General features: G+C 59.1%; 15 protein-coding genes. 8 read left to right on the top strand and 7 right to left on the bottom strand.

What is annotated here, in order from left to right; all coding sequences use genetic code 11:
• Positions 1–62 precede the first annotated feature (62 nt).
• Positions 63–1,214, top strand: coding sequence for a GumK N-terminal domain-containing glycosyltransferase (locus tag C8348_RS21950; RefSeq protein WP_157950423.1), 1,152 nt, complete (start codon positions 63–65; stop codon positions 1,212–1,214).
• Here C8348_RS21950 and C8348_RS11155 read toward each other — a convergent pair.
• Entirely contained in the window at positions 1,206–2,735 is a 1,530-nt protein-coding gene (locus C8348_RS11155; RefSeq protein WP_106753417.1) for an oligosaccharide flippase family protein, read from the bottom strand. The genes C8348_RS21950 and C8348_RS11155 overlap by 9 nt on opposite strands.
• A gap of 81 nt (positions 2,736–2,816) precedes the next feature.
• Between C8348_RS11155 and C8348_RS11160 the strand changes: the two genes are divergently transcribed.
• A complete protein-coding gene (locus C8348_RS11160; RefSeq protein WP_106753418.1) occupies positions 2,817–3,746 on the top strand; it encodes an ATP-grasp fold amidoligase family protein in 930 nt (309 codons plus the stop codon).
• Between the two features lie 20 nt (positions 3,747–3,766).
• Here C8348_RS11160 and C8348_RS11165 read toward each other — a convergent pair whose 3' ends face one another.
• Together C8348_RS11165 and C8348_RS11170 are read right to left on the bottom strand one after the other, a co-directional pair.
• Entirely contained in the window at positions 3,767–4,285 is a 519-nt protein-coding gene (locus C8348_RS11165; RefSeq protein WP_106753419.1) for a hypothetical protein, read from the bottom strand.
• A gap of 15 nt (positions 4,286–4,300) precedes the next feature.
• Positions 4,301–4,954, bottom strand: coding sequence for a hypothetical protein (locus C8348_RS11170; RefSeq protein WP_157950424.1), 654 nt, complete (start codon positions 4,952–4,954; stop codon positions 4,301–4,303).
• On the opposite strand from C8348_RS11170, the gene C8348_RS11175 reads away from it, so the two are divergent.
• On the top strand, positions 4,933–5,508 hold the full coding sequence (locus tag C8348_RS11175; protein ID WP_106753421.1) for a putative periplasmic lipoprotein: 576 nt from the start codon (positions 4,933–4,935) through the stop codon (positions 5,506–5,508). The two genes, C8348_RS11170 and C8348_RS11175, sit on opposite strands and share 22 nt — an antisense overlap.
• Before the next feature lie 93 nt (positions 5,509–5,601).
• On the opposite strand, the gene nagA is transcribed toward C8348_RS11175, so the two are convergent.
• Genes nagA through C8348_RS11195 form a run of 4 tightly spaced genes read right to left on the bottom strand, consistent with a single transcriptional unit; the run spans position 5,602 to position 9,434 of the window.
• Positions 5,602–6,756 carry an N-acetylglucosamine-6-phosphate deacetylase gene (gene nagA, locus C8348_RS11180; protein WP_106753422.1) on the bottom strand — a complete coding sequence of 385 codons (1,155 nt, stop codon included), beginning with the start codon at positions 6,754–6,756 and terminating at the stop codon, positions 5,602–5,604.
• On the bottom strand, positions 6,756–7,787 hold the full coding sequence (locus C8348_RS11185) for an SIS domain-containing protein (protein WP_244293995.1): 1,032 nt from the start codon (positions 7,785–7,787) through the stop codon (positions 6,756–6,758). Before C8348_RS11185 ends, nagA begins: the two co-directional genes overlap by 1 nt.
• Positions 7,787–8,560: a GntR family transcriptional regulator gene (locus C8348_RS11190; RefSeq protein ID WP_106753424.1), complete on the bottom strand. Its 774-nt coding sequence runs from the start codon at positions 8,558–8,560 to the stop codon at positions 7,787–7,789. The genes C8348_RS11185 and C8348_RS11190 overlap by 1 nt, the downstream gene beginning before the upstream one ends.
• A complete protein-coding gene (locus C8348_RS11195) occupies positions 8,553–9,434 on the bottom strand; it encodes a glucosamine kinase nucleotide-binding domain-containing protein (RefSeq protein ID WP_106753425.1) in 882 nt (293 codons plus the stop codon). The genes C8348_RS11190 and C8348_RS11195 overlap by 8 nt, the downstream gene beginning before the upstream one ends.
• A gap of 351 nt (positions 9,435–9,785) precedes the next feature.
• Here C8348_RS11195 and C8348_RS11200 point away from each other — a divergent pair, with 351 nt between their 5' ends.
• The 5 genes from C8348_RS11200 (at position 9,786) to C8348_RS11220 (ending at position 14,963) form a co-directional block, all read left to right on the top strand.
• Positions 9,786–10,685, top strand: coding sequence for an N-acetylmuramic acid 6-phosphate etherase (locus C8348_RS11200; RefSeq protein ID WP_106753426.1), 900 nt, complete (start codon positions 9,786–9,788; stop codon positions 10,683–10,685).
• A 45-nt stretch (positions 10,686–10,730) separates the two neighbouring features.
• Positions 10,731–11,984, top strand: a complete 1,254-nt coding sequence (locus C8348_RS11205; RefSeq protein ID WP_106753427.1) for an ABC transporter substrate-binding protein — start codon at positions 10,731–10,733, stop codon at positions 11,982–11,984.
• A gap of 170 nt (positions 11,985–12,154) precedes the next feature.
• Positions 12,155–13,090: a carbohydrate ABC transporter permease gene (locus C8348_RS11210; protein WP_198647017.1), complete on the top strand. Its 936-nt coding sequence runs from the start codon at positions 12,155–12,157 to the stop codon at positions 13,088–13,090.
• 11 nt (positions 13,091–13,101) lie between these two features.
• Complete coding sequence (locus C8348_RS11215) at positions 13,102–13,941, top strand: carbohydrate ABC transporter permease (RefSeq protein WP_106753428.1); 840 nt, start codon at positions 13,102–13,104, stop codon at positions 13,939–13,941.
• Complete coding sequence (locus tag C8348_RS11220) at positions 13,938–14,963, top strand: Gfo/Idh/MocA family protein (RefSeq protein WP_198647018.1); 1,026 nt, start codon at positions 13,938–13,940, stop codon at positions 14,961–14,963. The genes C8348_RS11215 and C8348_RS11220 overlap by 4 nt, the downstream gene beginning before the upstream one ends.

Below are 14,963 nucleotides of genomic sequence, written 5' to 3' on the forward strand. Positions count from 1 at the left end.
CGATCTATGGCATCAATCGATTCTATTCACTACTGTTACTCCTTTTTGGCCGGAGCGGGGGGATGATGGCGAGGAATGCGAAAACAGTAAGTTTCATTTCCGCGCATATTTTCGCACCACAGATCCGCAAGACCAGTGTTCACTTCATCGCCACCGAGTTTGCCGCGCTCGGACATGACGTAAAATTTATTTCTGTTGGTTACTCATGGCTGCGAAAGCTGAAGAACTGCCCGCGCTACGCAGCAATATCATCTTCGCAAAGAAATCAGTTTGAGCAAATTAAGGAAAATCTGAATGCGGGGGTCTATATTGCACCACTTCACGCCTTCAGCAGCACAAATTTTTATTTTGACAAATTGAGCTCAATACTTTTCCCTATCTATGGATCTTATTTCCCCGAATTTGCACGAGAGGCAATCAGAAGATCGGATCTGATTGTAATTGAAACAGGAACCCCGATTGCCTTTTTCGATCTCTGCAAATCGCTATCGGGATCGGCAAAATTTATTTACCTGTGCCGGGACCATATGCCGACCATTCGGGCATCGACATATCTTCAGGATCTAGAAAGACGCATTATCGCCGAAAGTGACAGCGTCTGTGTACACGCGCAACGTCTGGCGGATCTACTCCCCGCTTCCGGTCGCATCACTGTGGTGCCGCAAGCCATTGACCCCGAGCCATTCCGGTCTACCGACAAAAGCCCCTATCCGACCGGCACAGTGAATGCGGTTTCGGCTGGAGATATGCTTCTCGATCGGCAAGTCATCGCAAAGCTCGCAACTGCGGCACCAGAAGTGTGCTTTCATGTTTTCGGGGCAAGCTGGGACTTGATAAAACCAGCCAACCTGATCATCCATGGTGAAGTGGGTTTTGAACAACTTGCAGCCTACATACGGCATGCCGATTTCGGAATCGCCGCCTATGCGACTTCAGAGACTGATCAATACTTGGCAGAGTCGAGCCTAAAGCTTTTGCAATATGCTCATTGTCAACTTCCAGTAATATTGCCGGATTCCATACCTGTTGATCGCGGGAATGAAGTAAAATATAATGCGAATAATCTGATTGACGCACGATCTCTTGTAGACAGGTGCCTGGAGTTCAGAAGGTCAAGTCTGGGTTCGTACAGCATCCCGAGCTGGCGCCAGAACGCTCTGGCGACACTCGCCACGGTTGGAATCAATGAGCATCCTTTTCACAGCTTAGCTTAGAATCAGTGATACCAACCTTGCCATGACCCGGCGTGGCCCGGTCAAGGCAGGTGCATTTACATCTGGAGCAGATGCCAAAGCTGAGAAATGCGACCTCGGTATTGCACAGGTCATACGCAAGAAGATCACGTAAACGGTCGCAGCCACGCAGATAGCCACAGCAAGCACCAGGACTACGCTGGCCTGGAAGACATGCAGAATGGCCATTGCCGACAGGGCACTCACTGTCGCGGATATCAGAACGCGAGCCAAATGCGCGATTGGAAGCCTTGCTCCCCCCAAACGCTCGAGCTGTATCTGAAACAAAAAGAAACCTGCAATCTGAAGCAGACTTTTGGCGATAACTGCCCCCCATAGCCCCCAGATAAAAATGGCAACAGGCAAGACAACAATCGTTGTGACAGCAAGAACGAGCACGCTACGTGTAATCACATTGGCATGGCCAGACGCAGACAGAGCAGACCAAGGCAGCACCGACAGCGCACTTAACGCAGAACTGACTAGCAAAATAGAGGCCATCGGCACGAGATCGACATAGGCTGCGCTGTATACCAGCGGCAAGAGCAGCGACATGATTGCTGCCCCTCCGAAACAGATCGGAAGGCATACAACCGACAGCCCGAGAACCGCACGTTCATAAATAAGCTGCTGCGCATGAGCGTGGTCGTTGTAGTGTTCATTCGGCAATTGACCGGATACCCGGGATGCAAACGAAACAACGAGCGGCGCACTAATTTGAAGCGAAAGCTGTTCTACAAGACCAGCAAAAGCTATTGCCACGGCAAATAAGCCGAGATCAGCGCTTGTAGCAATTAAGCTTAGAAACAAATACTCGACACGTGACAAAACGAGTATATCAAGCAAGTCGCTGATCCAAATTTGAAGTGCATATGATTTTGCTTCACGAGAAGGGTTCAATTGCCTTTCTTGCTCTTCCCCATCGGAATGAGGGGGGATACGAAGCAGAGGCAGCATGGGAATAGACCGCAGCAGCAAAGCCGCGACAGCACCCGAAGCCCCCGCAAGCGAAGCACCTAGAATAGAGCCCGGAACATAAAGTAGAGAACCGATGATGGAGCTTCGTGCTGGCGACAGGAAATCGCCATAAGCCCGACGAGAACTGGCCGCGAAACCTGCGGTCGAGTACACTACACAAATGGCGAGAAGGATAAGCGGCTCGCTCAGCGCATTTGGCGTCGCAAACAACATTGACACAACAGCGGCACCAGCGAAAACAACGACACTAAAGAGCAAACCGAGAGCCCATTGTCGTCGGATGCCGACGATTGTCGCACGTCTTTCCGCTGGATCAGACATCGCCCCAAAGCGCAAGGCGGTTTGGGGCCATCCCCTGTCGACGATCGCAGCCAATGCAGTCGTAAGCCAAATTGCGAAGGCGGTCGCCCCCAACCCCTCCGGCCCAAGCACACGCGCAATAATTACGGCAACAACAAAACCTGACGCCATTGAGACGAAAGACGCCAGCAGATTGAGCACAGACCGACCGAAGAGATGCGACATGCGTGTCTTATACCCTGCAGGCCGTAACACCGAATTAAAAATCTGATGTTAAGCACTCGCCAAAGCAAGCGGAGTGCGGGCATGGCGCAGAAGAAAAAGGACAGTTTCCTGAGAGCCGGGGAACAGCAAAATCTGCTTATACTAAAGTTACAGAGGCTTGCATGGAGACTGATTGCACCGCTTCCGGATAGCCTCTACATCAAGATTAAGTATTTATCAATAAAAAGAAAATGGCCAAACATCAAGAACCCGAAGAATTTTACTGAGAAAATACAATATCGCAAAATACATGATCGAAATCCGTTGTATGTAAAGCTGGCCGACAAGATTGAAGTCAAGAATTACATCAAACAACGCGTGGGGGCCGATTTCGCAATTCCGACACTATGGGCGGGGACACGGCTCGAGGACATCAATTGGAACGACATCCCTCTTCCAGCGGTTATTAAGCCCAACCATACCAGCGGACTTGGACACTTCCTGCATGGCAATTCCGATATCGAGCATCTGATGCGGTGCGATCCAGTAACTGATTGGTTGGCGATTGACCATGCTCGCTACAATCGGGAATGGGCCTATTCTGATATTCCACGTCAAGCAATGATCGAACCGCTGTTGATGCGGGACGGCGGTGTTCCCTGGGACTACCGTTGCTTCGTCTTTCATGGAAAAGTGGTCCTGGTCAGTGTCGATGTCCGCGAAGACAACCATGGATACTGCGCCAATTTTTCGGTAGACTGGTCGCGTCTTCCATTTCATGACCCACACTATTTCCCCCCCTATAAGGGAGATATTCCGGCTCCAACTGCGCTTTCCACGATGGTAGAACTAGCCGAAACCGTTGCTGGCGATCTGGATTTTGTCCGGGTCGACTTCTATGACACTGGTGACCATCTCTACATTGGCGAACTGACTTTGTATCCGGGCGGCGGCTTCGAGGCGTTTGAACCGAAGGAGTTCGACCGCTGGCTTGGCAATCATTGGACAATCAGGTCAACGCCGGCCGGCTGAGCGACCGGCATCTCCCGCATTCAGAACTGCACCGGCACCTGCCGGCCGTCCGAGATCCGGCATTGACCGACACCGCCGCCGCCAATGCCTGCCTCCGGGTTGGCGAGACGGAAGTCACAGGTCATCGCACGCCCCCGATTGCCGGTCAGCACAGCTTGGGCATCAGAGCGGTAGCTGATCGACGTGTCGGTGCCATCGCGAAACTGGGTCGACCAGCCATGTTTGGTCTTCTTCGAACTGTCCCAGATCGTATCGGAACTGCTGGAATTCGTCCGTTCGATGTTCTGGACAACCCGGCCGGTAAACATTTCGCCGTCACTGGTGACTGCTGTCGCGGTGATCTGGTTGACGTCATCGAAGATGTCATTGCCTTGCTGCAGGGTCAGATGCAGCGTGCCCTGTGACATGCCGTTTGCCGCGAGGATCGGCGCAGGTGCCTGTCGGACAGTCGGGGCGCAAGCTGGCACCACACAGACCGCAGCCAGACAGATGGCAACGCGCAAGTGGCTGGCCGACAGATTGATCATTCCAAGAGTCATAACATTGTTCCTTAGTCAGTCCTGGCGCGAAAACCGGGGCAAAAGCCGGCTGGTGTCCGGCAGTCCATCTGGTTTCAGGTCACGAAAGGCAAAAAGACACAGGCCGAACAGCCCGAGAGAAAGAAAGGTCGGCATCCCGAACTGCAGGAACAACTCGCTCCGCCCAAGCGGGTCCGTGCTGGTGGCAATCGCTGAAACAGGGATCTGCCCGGCCAGGGACCAAACCAGTGCCGCGAGCGCAAACCAGATCGCACGGCGGCGGGCCGAGCGAACAAGAGAAGCCGGCGGCGGCGAGTTCTCTCGCTGCAACGAGACAAGCTCGCGCAGGGCAGCAAGCCCTTGAAGCCACAAGCCGAACAGCCCCAGAACGATTCCCGCAATCGCCTGCACCTGCCAGTCATCCAGATCAGATGCCGGATAGGGAACCTGCGCGGCGATCACAGTTGCCAGGGACCCGGGTGCTGCGACAGACCACAGCAAAAGCGAGAACGTCAGGCCCACAAGAAAGCCGGTTGCTGCCGTGAGACCAACCAGCGCCCGGTTCGCTCCGAAAGTCGCCTGCCTTCGAGCTAATTTTTTCATTTGCAGCTTTCTATTTTTAATGCGTAACAATAATTTCTTGAAATTAGATAATCGAGGAATCCGGAATGCGCAAGCTCCTTGCAACATCCCTTTTGACGGTCAGCCTCACGGCCTGCTCATCGCTGACCCCAGCCGGAATGCGCGCTGTTGCAGGTCTCGATCCCATCGAGACCGACCCGGCAAGACTGACGGCAGCAATCGGCGTTGACGAAGCATTTCGGCTGCGTACCGGCGATGCGAAACTGTCGATCAGCTACCGGACTGACAAGACTTCAGCTCCGGTGGTTTCTGAGGAATTCAAACTGGTAATCTCGGCCTCGACAGGCACCGACAGCATTGAACCGCATGCCGGAGAAGCGATTTTTATCGCGCGGATTGCCGAAGAGGATCTCGCCCGCGCCCGGGATGCGCAGTCTCGAATCAGGACCTTGAAACTGGCAGGAGTGGGCACCGGCGAACTGTCAGTGGGCGTTTCCAGTGGGTGCCTGACAAAGGCAATGCCGGACAAGGTGCCGCTGCGCACATACATCCGGAGTGAGGAAGCAGCAAAGTTCGTTCAACTCACGGAAATCGACAACATCCTTGATATGTTGACGCAGGAGCAGGTGAAAAAGATCCGCCAGGAATTCCCCGCCTGCTGAGACAAAAAGGCCTGGGAGGCAATGCTGCTTCCCAGGCACTCCATCAAGTCAAAACGTGAAGCCAGGCGCGGCGACCTGGAGGGTAACAGATCCTCAGTTCGAAACTTGAACGCCTGCGACCCAGACTGCCGACAATTCAAGGTCATCGGTCAGATGGACAATGTCCGCATTTCGACCGGCAGCAAACGTCCCGAGCCGTCCCGACGCTGAAATACAGGCGGCCGGTCGGCTAGTTGCCATGGCAAGTGCCAGTTCAAGCGGAGCGCCCACAGTCTCGACCAGATAGCGGACTGAACGCGGCAGGCAGATATCAGCGCCGGCCAGCGTGCCATCCTCGAGCGTCAATCGGCCATCGCGCCGCAGGATCCGCCGGTCTCCCAGCATGAACTCGGTCACATCGGTTCCAGCGGCAGCCATGGCATCGGAGACAAGATAAAGCCCCGCGCCCTGCTTGGCGGCCAGGGCAATCCGCAGCCCCTCGGGGGCAACATGCACGCCATCGGCAATCAGCCCGGCATGAACGTCGCAGTCAAGCGCAGCACCGACCATGCCCGGCTCGCGGTTGCCAAGCTGGCTCATCGCGTTGAACAGATGCGTGACACACCGGGCCCCGGCGGCAAATGCAGCCTTGGCTTCGCTGGCCGTGCTGTCGGTGTGACCAAGGCTGACGATCACCCCGGCGCGCACAAGACTGCTGATCTGTTCAAGCGTGACCGCCTGCGGCGCCAGCGTGACCAGAAGCACGGGCAAGTCAGCCGCAGCCCGGCACAGTTGGTCCAGGTCTGCATCTTGCATCGCTCGGATCAACGCCGGGTCATGCGCGCCCTTACGGCGAGGATCGAGATGCGGCCCCTCCAGGTGCAGGCCGAGAAAGCCCGGCACCTTGTTCCGCGCCGCCGCCACACCGGCTGCAATGACGGCTTGGGTGGCCTGCGGCGTATCTGTGATCAAGGTCGGTAGGATGCCAGTTGCACCAAGGCGGGCATGGGCCGCACAGATGCGGCGGATCTTTTCGATATCCGCCGTGCCATCCAGCATAATGCCATCGCCGCCATTCACCTGAAGATCGAGAAAGCCCGGAGACAGGATGCCCCCGGACAACGCGATCTTCTCGCCGCCGAAGGCGCCGGCCATTGCAGAGCCGAGATCGGCGATGGCATGCACCACCCCGTCCTCGACCAGCAGGACCTTGCCCTCGCGAAGCTGCCGGCCATCAAACAACCGGGCCCCGGTAAAGACCTGACGCATCAGACCGTCTCCGTGACCTTTTTCAGGTGCGGCGGCACATCGGGGTTGAAGCCACGACGGCGCGACAGTTCTTCAATGAACTTGTAGAAGCTGACGCCCAGGACCAGCGGGGCGACAATCGGATGCAGGCCGGAAACGGTCGGCAGCGTCGTCGCGCCGGCAACCTCGAGACCCGTGACGAAGACATCCGCCCCCTGCCCGACCAGCCGCTCGGCCGTCGCCCGCACATGCGGCAATGCGGCATCGTCAACGCCCAGTGCCAGCACGGGGAACCGGCCGCCGACAATCGCCGCAGGGCCATGCAGAACTTCAGCCGCACTGTAAGATTCTGCGTGCAAGCCACTGGTTTCCTTGAATTTCAAGGCCATTTCATTGGACATGGCAAAACCCGGACCGCGCCCAAGGACATAGAGCGACTGCGCCCGGACGAGCCGGTCCGACAATGCCGTCCAGTCCTGCTCCAGCGCCTTGGCAAAGGCATCCGGGAGCCCGGCAACGGCAGCCCGCAGCGCCTCGTCCTCAAGCCATTCGGCGAGAAGGGCGAGACCGGCCACGACAGAGTTGACGAAGGTTTTGGTGGCGGCAACGCTCTGCTCGGGACCTGCGCTCAGCGGCAACGTATGAGCACTGACGCCGGCCATCGGCGAGGCCGAGTTGTTGGTCAGCGCGATGGTCAGCGCGCCACCCTCACCGGCCAGCCGCATCATCTCCACGATATCCGGGCTCTTGCCAGACTGCGAAACCCCGACGCATGCTGCACCCTTCAGTTTCAGCGTCCGGCCATAGATGGACGCGATGGACGGGCCCACAGAAGCAACCGGAACACCAGCGGCCAGTTCGACCGCGTATTTGAAATAGGTCGAGGCATGGTCGGACGAGCCGCGGGCAACGCTGACGATCGTGTGCGGATCAAGGCTGCGCATCGCGCTCGCCGCAGCAGCCAGGGGAGCGCGTGCATCCGCAAGGAACCGCGCGGCCGCCTCGGGAATTTCGGCAACTTCGGTGGCCATATGCGTCTTGGTGGTCATGATCAGTCCTTGTCGGTCGGCGCCCGGGACGGATCCGGGGCGATCTGAAGTTCAACGGCGAAGTCATAGGCATCGCCGCGATAAAGCGAGCGGGTGAATTCCACCACCCGCCCGGATGGCAGGTAGGAAACACGCTCGATCCGAAGTCCGGCCGCGCCGGCCGGCAAATGAAGGAGATCTGCGTCGGCGGGAGACAGATTGGTCGCCGACAGGCGTTGAACCGCGCGCACAGGCCGCCGCCCGAGTTCGGCCAATACGGCATAGAGTGATTTGTCGACGCGGAACGGATCGGGCAGGATCGATGTCGACAGCGCCGCCCGTTCGATGGCCAGCGGGATGTCATCGGCCTGGCGCACGCGCTCGAGCCGGGAGACCCGCTCCTGGGCACTCAGCCCAAGGGCCATCACTTCCTCCGGTGTCGGCGCATGAATGCCGCGCGACAGATAGACCGAATCGACCGACTTGCCGCGCCGGGCCATGTCTTCCGAGAAGGATGTGAGCAGTGAGAGCGCCTGCTCGAGCCGCTCGACCTTTGGTGCGACAAAGGTCCCCGACCCGCGCTTCTGCACCAGGTGCCCCTGTGTCACCAGCGCCTGTACAGCCTTTCGCACGGTCACTCGGCTCAGCCCGGTCTTGCTGGCCATGTCACGCTCCGGCGGCAGGCTGTCCCCCGGCTTCAACTGACCGGAGGAAATCGCATCGGCTATTCGTCTGTGCAGCGCCAGATACAAAGGACCGGCGTCGTCAAACCCATCAGGAGAAAACAGCTCATCCATGCCGCAGCCCTCCTGGTACGGCACCTGAAAGACCGTCCTCGAACCGGCGGCGAGCCATGAAAACCGCCCCTTCGACCGAGCCTCCCAGCGCCACACGCTGCGGCCAGCGACCGGCAAGACGACTGGCGTGCATAGGTCCAAGTCCGCCCAGAAACACAACAGGCAGAGTGTCACCGGCCTGCAGCAGTTCGATGGTCGCCGTGACCTCGGCAACGCTGTCGTGGATCACCGAAACGGCAGCCGCATCGCCGGCATCCCCGGCCGCAAGGATACGCGGAGCAAGGCGTGCAAACTCTGCCGGACGCATCGCCGGGGCCTCGCCGACAAGCTGGGTCGGGCCACCGAACTCGGCAAGCACGTCTGACAGCAACGGGGTCATTGGCAAAAAGCCATCGACAGCCCGCAGGGCCATGGCCAGCAAACGACGCCCCATCCAGGCACCGGAGGCCTCATCACCGAGCACGAAGCCCCAGCCGCCGACCTCCCGGATCTCTCCCTTGCGCTGAACCGCAAAGATCGAGCCGGTGCCGATGGCCGCCATGACGCCGTCATCATCCCCGAGCGCGCCCTTTACGGCCGTAACGCCGTCATTGACCACATGCACGGAAGCGAAAGGCAGGCGCGCCACAAGACGATCAACCGCCTCGCGCACATTGCCACCAGCCAGCCCCAGCACGGCGTGAAGGTCGCCAAGGGCCGCCTCTCCGCCCGCTGCCTCGCGCGCGGCGGACAGGATACTGTGAAGCGCACCCTCCGGATCGGAAACGATATTGGACGGCCCGGCGGACGCAGTTCCGTAGATCCGGCCGCTGATATCCGCAACCTGAGCCCGGCACCCTGTGCCACCGCCATCAATCCCGAGAAAGCGCGTCATTGTTCCTCCCTTTGAAAGGAAGATACCAAAGCCATACCAAATGAAAAGCCCTGTTTTGAAAACAGGCGCGATTTCGGACAGAAGCCTGGACGCCGACCAGCGCCGATAACCATCTATGAAGTTACACGCCGCCGGAAAAAGCCGCCTTCGATCTTGTCGGTAGCCACATTATATATATTTATTTCAAATACTTAATCAGAAGCCTCCCCACCCTGCCAGAACATCAGCATCGTGAAACGCCTGGGGATCCTGACTTGAAAAGCCCAAGGAACGCTTCATAAAATTCCATCGCGCGAATTTGCCACTTTACAATTGGTATTCTTTTGGCATTATCACGTTGGGGAGGGCAAGATGACAACACGACGGACAGAGGCAAGGCACACAGAGGCAGACAGATTGCATTCAGGCGACGCAGCGGAAGCCGTTGCAGCAATCCTGACAGCTCAAACGGCTGCACTTGATGTGACTTCCGCAGCGCGGGATGTGATCGCCGCCACAGGCCTTGCCATGGCCGCAGCCATCGCGTCCGGTCACAAGGTCATCTATGTCGGTGCCGGCAGCTCGGGTCTGATGGCCCTGGCTGACTGCCTCGAAATCCCAGGAACATTCGGCGTTTCGCGCCATCAGGTTGCGATGCTGTTTGCCGGCGGCGCAGCCGCCCTGCTCGATATGCCCGGCGCTGTCGAGGATGACGCGGATCTGGCTGCAGCAGATGTGGCCCGGGTTGCCCCCGGGCCTGGCGACCTCATCATCGCGGTCTCGGCCTCCGGCTCCACGCCCTATACCCTGGCCGTCGCCAAGGCGGCCAAGGTGCGCGGCGCAAGCATCGCCGGCCTTGCCAACGCTGAAGCAACGCCCTTGCTGCAAATCGCGGATTATCCGGTGCTGCTGGATACCGGGCCGGAAATTCTGGCAGGCTCGACGCGGCTTGGCGCCGCAACGGCACAAAAAGCAGCACTCAACATGATTTCAACCCTCGCAGGTGTCCGTCTCGGACACGTCCACGAGGGGCGAATGGTCAATGTCATGGCGGATAACGCCAAGCTTCTGGACCGGGCCGCCGGCATGGTGGCAGACTTCAGCGGTGTCGACATTGACGCAGCACGCGCCGCACTTGCCCGGACGGGCGGAGCGGTGAAGCCTGCAATCCTGATTGCCTGCTGCGCCACGGTGGCGCAGGCCAACTCGCTTCTCGCGGAAGCCGGGGGTCATGTGGGACCGGCCCTCAGAGCACTGCGACAAGACGCATAAGCATCAACCAGAGGGCCAAAAAGGCCCATAAACGGGAGCAGTTCGATGAATCTTGTGAAATTTCAGGGCGCGCTACTCGCCGGCACCCTGCTTGCCGGCGCAGCTCATGCCGCCGATGTCACACTGACGATTGAAAGCTGGCGCAACGACGATCTGACCGTCTGGCAGCAGACCCTGATCCCGGCGTTCGAAGCCAAGAACCCGGGCATCAAGGTGGTGTTCGCGCCGACCGCACCGGCTGAGTACAACGCCATCCTGAACTCCAAGCTTGATGCAGGCAGCGCCGGCGACCTGATCACCTGCCGCCCATTCGACGCCTCGCTGACCCTGTTTGAAAAGGGCAAGCTGGCCGACCTGACCGCCTTGGAAGCCATGAAGAACTTCTCGGCCGTCGCCAAGTCCGGCTGGTCGACCGATGATGGCGCTAAGACATTCTGCATTCCGATGGCTTCGGTCATCCACGGCTTCATCTACAACAAGGACGCCTTCAAGGAAGTCGGGATCGAAGTTCCGACCACTGAAGACGAGTTCTTTGCCGCCCTCGACAAGATCAAGGCCGACGGCAAGTACATCCCGATGTCCATGGGCACCGCTGACCAGTGGGAAGCTGCCACCATGGCCTACCAGAACATTGGTCCGAACTACTGGAAGGGCGAGGACGGCCGCGCCGAACTGATCGCCGGTGCTGCCAAGCTAACCGACGAGCCGTGGGTGGCCCCGTTCCGCTCCATCGCCAAGTGGGGCCAGTATCTGGGTGACGGCTACGAAGCCCAGTCCTATCCGGACAGCCAGAACCTGTTCACCCTCGGCCGCGCCGCCATCTATCCGGCCGGTTCCTGGGAAATCGCCGGCTTCAAACAGCAGGCCGGCTTTGAACTCGGCGCCTTCTATCCGCCGGTGCCGGCAGCAGGCGACCAGTGCTACATCTCCGACCACACCGACATCGCACTCGGCATGAACGCAGGCACCAAGCATCCGGAAGAAACCAAGAAGTTCCTCGACTGGGTTGGCTCGCCGGAGTTCGCTGAACTCTACTCCAACGCCCTGCCCGGCTTCTTCTCCCTGTCCAACGCCAAGATCGAACTGAGCGAGCCGCTCGCCCAGGAATTCGTCAGCTGGCGCGAGACCTGCAAGCCGACGATCCGCTCGACCTACCAGATCCTGTCGCGCGGCACGCCGAACCTCGAGAACGAAACCTGGAACGCCTCCGCGAACGTCATTCGCGGCGCAGAGACCCCGGAAGCAGCCGCAGAGCGCCTGCAGAAGGGCCTTGCCAGCTGGTACGAGCCGCAGAAATAATCGGTCGACCAGTTCAGCAACGGATCATGGCAAGCCACGGCGGCCATGATCCCATGTGCATAGACACATAGTTTTACAGTGTAATAGCACGTAAAGTCTTCGCACAGTCCCCATCGCACCAATGGAGGAGGCCCAGATCCGGGCCTCCTCCAAGCGCAGAGGCTTTCCCAATGACCGACATCCCTATCGCTGGCAAAAGGCCGTTCCGCTGGCATATCGGCGTGTTCCTCGCCCCGGCCGTGATCATCTACACCGCGATCATGATCCTGCCGCTGTTCGCCACGCTGAACATGGCCCTGTTCAACATCAGCGCGGATGGCGTCAGCCAGTTTGTGGGTCTTGCCAACTTCCAGACCCTGTTCGGCGACCCGCGCTGGTCGGATGCGTTCTGGAACGCGCTCGGCAACAACGCCTGGTTCTTCCTCATCCACATGGTGGTTCAGAACCCGATCGGCGTGCTTCTGGCGGCCCTTCTGTCTTCGCCGAAACTGCGCATGGCGGCGTTCTATCGCACCGCGATCTTCATCCCGACCATCCTGTCCTTCGTGATTGTCGGTTTTGTCTGGAAACTGATCCTGTCGCCGATCTGGGGCATCGCCCCCGGCCTGCTGGATGCCGTCGGCCTCAGGTGGCTCTATGCTCCGTGGCTGGGTCAGGAAGCCTACGCGCTGACAACCCTGGCGCTGGTGTCGGTCTGGCAGTTTGTCGGCATCCCGATGATGTTGATCTATGCTGCACTGCTGACGATCCCGGACGAGATCCTGGAAGCCGCCGAGATAGACGGCGTCACCGGTGCCCAACAGTTCTGGAAAATCAAGCTGCCCCTGATCCTGCCGTCGATCGGCATCATTTCGATCCTGACTTTTGTTGGCAATTTCAACGCCTTCGACCTGATCTATGTCGCCCAGGGCGCGCTGGCCGGGCCGAATTTTGCAACCGACATCCTTGGCACCTTCCTCTATCGCACCTTCTTCGGCTTCCAGCTCCAACTGGGTGATCCGCACATGGGGGCAACGATCGCAGCGGCCATGTTCGGCATCATTCTCGTCGGCGTCTGCTTCTACCTGTTCACCATCCAGACGCGGCTGCGCCGCTACCAGTTCTGAGGGAGACCTTCATGTCCAAGGCTCGTTCTTCGCTCGGACGCACGGTTGCCGCCCATTCGGTGCTGGGGCTCTACACCCTGATCGCCTTGTTTCCGGTGTTCGTCGTCGTCATCAACTCGTTCAAATCCCGCAAGGCGATCTTCGGCGATCCGCTGGCAATACCAACGCCGTCGACCTTTGATCCGGTCGGCTACACAACTGTTCTGGCGCAAGGAGATTTCTTCCTCTACTTCCAGAACAGCCTCGTCGTGACCGTCGCCTCGCTGTTCTTCGTACTGCTGTTTGGCGCCATGGCCGCTTTTGCCCTGTCCGAATATCGCTTCCGCGGCAATACGCTGATGGGGCTGTATCTCGCCATCGGCATCATGATCCCGATCCGCCTCGGGACAGTCGCCATCCTGCAGCTGATGGTCGCCTCCGGGCTGGTCAACACGCTGACGGCGCTGATCCTTGTCTACACCGCGCAAGGGTTGCCGCTGGCGATCTTCATCCTGTCGGAGTTCATGCGCGGCATTTCCGATGACCTCAAGAACGCCGGCCGCATCGACGGGCTCAGCGAGTACAAGATCTTCCTGACGCTGGTGCTGCCGCTCGTTCGTCCGGCCATGGCGACGGTGGCGGTGTTCTCGATGATCCCGATCTGGAATGATCTCTGGTTCCCGCTGATCCTGGCCCCCTCGGAAGCCACAAAGACGGTGACGCTCGGCAGCCAGGTGTTCATCGGCCAGTTCGTCACCAACTGGAACGCCGTTCTTGCCGCCCTGTCGCTGGCCATCCTGCCGGTGCTGGTGCTGTACCTGATCTTCTCGCGCCAGCTCATCCGTGGCATCACCGCAGGAGCCGTGAAATGATCCGTACCCTGGTCGTCGGACTTGGCAACATGGGGCTGAGCCATGCGCTCGCCTATCACGCCGATCCTGCCTTCGAAATCGTTGGTCTGGTCAGCCGGTCATGGCCGTCCAATCTGCCTGAGGCGCTTGCCAGCTATCCGCATCGCACCGACTACATGGCCGCGTTGAACGAACTGAAGCCCGATCTCGTCTGCATCGCGACCTATTCCGACACCCATGCCGACTATGCCTGTGCGGCGATGGATGCCGGGGCGCATGTCTTCGTCGAGAAGCCGCTCGCGACCAATGTGAAGGATGCCGAGCGGGTCGTGGCCAAGGCGGTCGAAACCGGCCGCAAGCTGGTGGTCGGCTATATCCTGCGCCATCACCCGAGCTGGCAACGGCTGATTGCCGAAGCGCGCGCCCTCGGTGGCCCTTATGTCTTCCGGCTCAATCTCAACCAGCAATCCTCGGGCCCGACCTGGGAAGTGCACAAGACCTTGATGCAGACGACACCGCCGATTGTCGACTGTGGCGTGCACTATGTCGACGTCATGTGCCAGATCACCGATGCCGCACCGGTCGAAGTGCGCGGCATGGGCCTGCGTCTCAGCGACGAGATCGCCGAAGACATGTACAACTACGGTCATTTCCAGGTGCTCTTCGCCGATGGCAGCCTTGGCTGGTACGAGGCTGGCTGGGGACCGATGATGTCGGACACGGCCTTCTTCGTGAAGGATGTGGTCAGCCCGAATGGGGCCGTATCGATCCGCATGCCGGATACGGCGCGCTCTGACGACATCGACACCCATACGCAGACGTCGAAACTGCGTCTGCACAAGGCCGGCCTTGGCCACCAGGACCTCGACATGGCAGACGAACCGGATCACAACGGTTTGTGCGCCCGCGAGCAGGCCTATGTGGCCCGCGCCATCACCGAAAATCTCGACCTCACCCGGCACATGTCCGATGCCGTCCGCTCCCTCGCCGTCTGTCTGGCAGCGGATGAGAGCGTGCGTTCCGGCCAGCCGGTCAAACTGTAA

Source organism: Pannonibacter carbonis, assembly GCF_003012935.1.
In the GTDB taxonomy this organism is placed as follows: Bacteria; Pseudomonadota; Alphaproteobacteria; order Rhizobiales; family Stappiaceae; genus Pannonibacter; species Pannonibacter carbonis.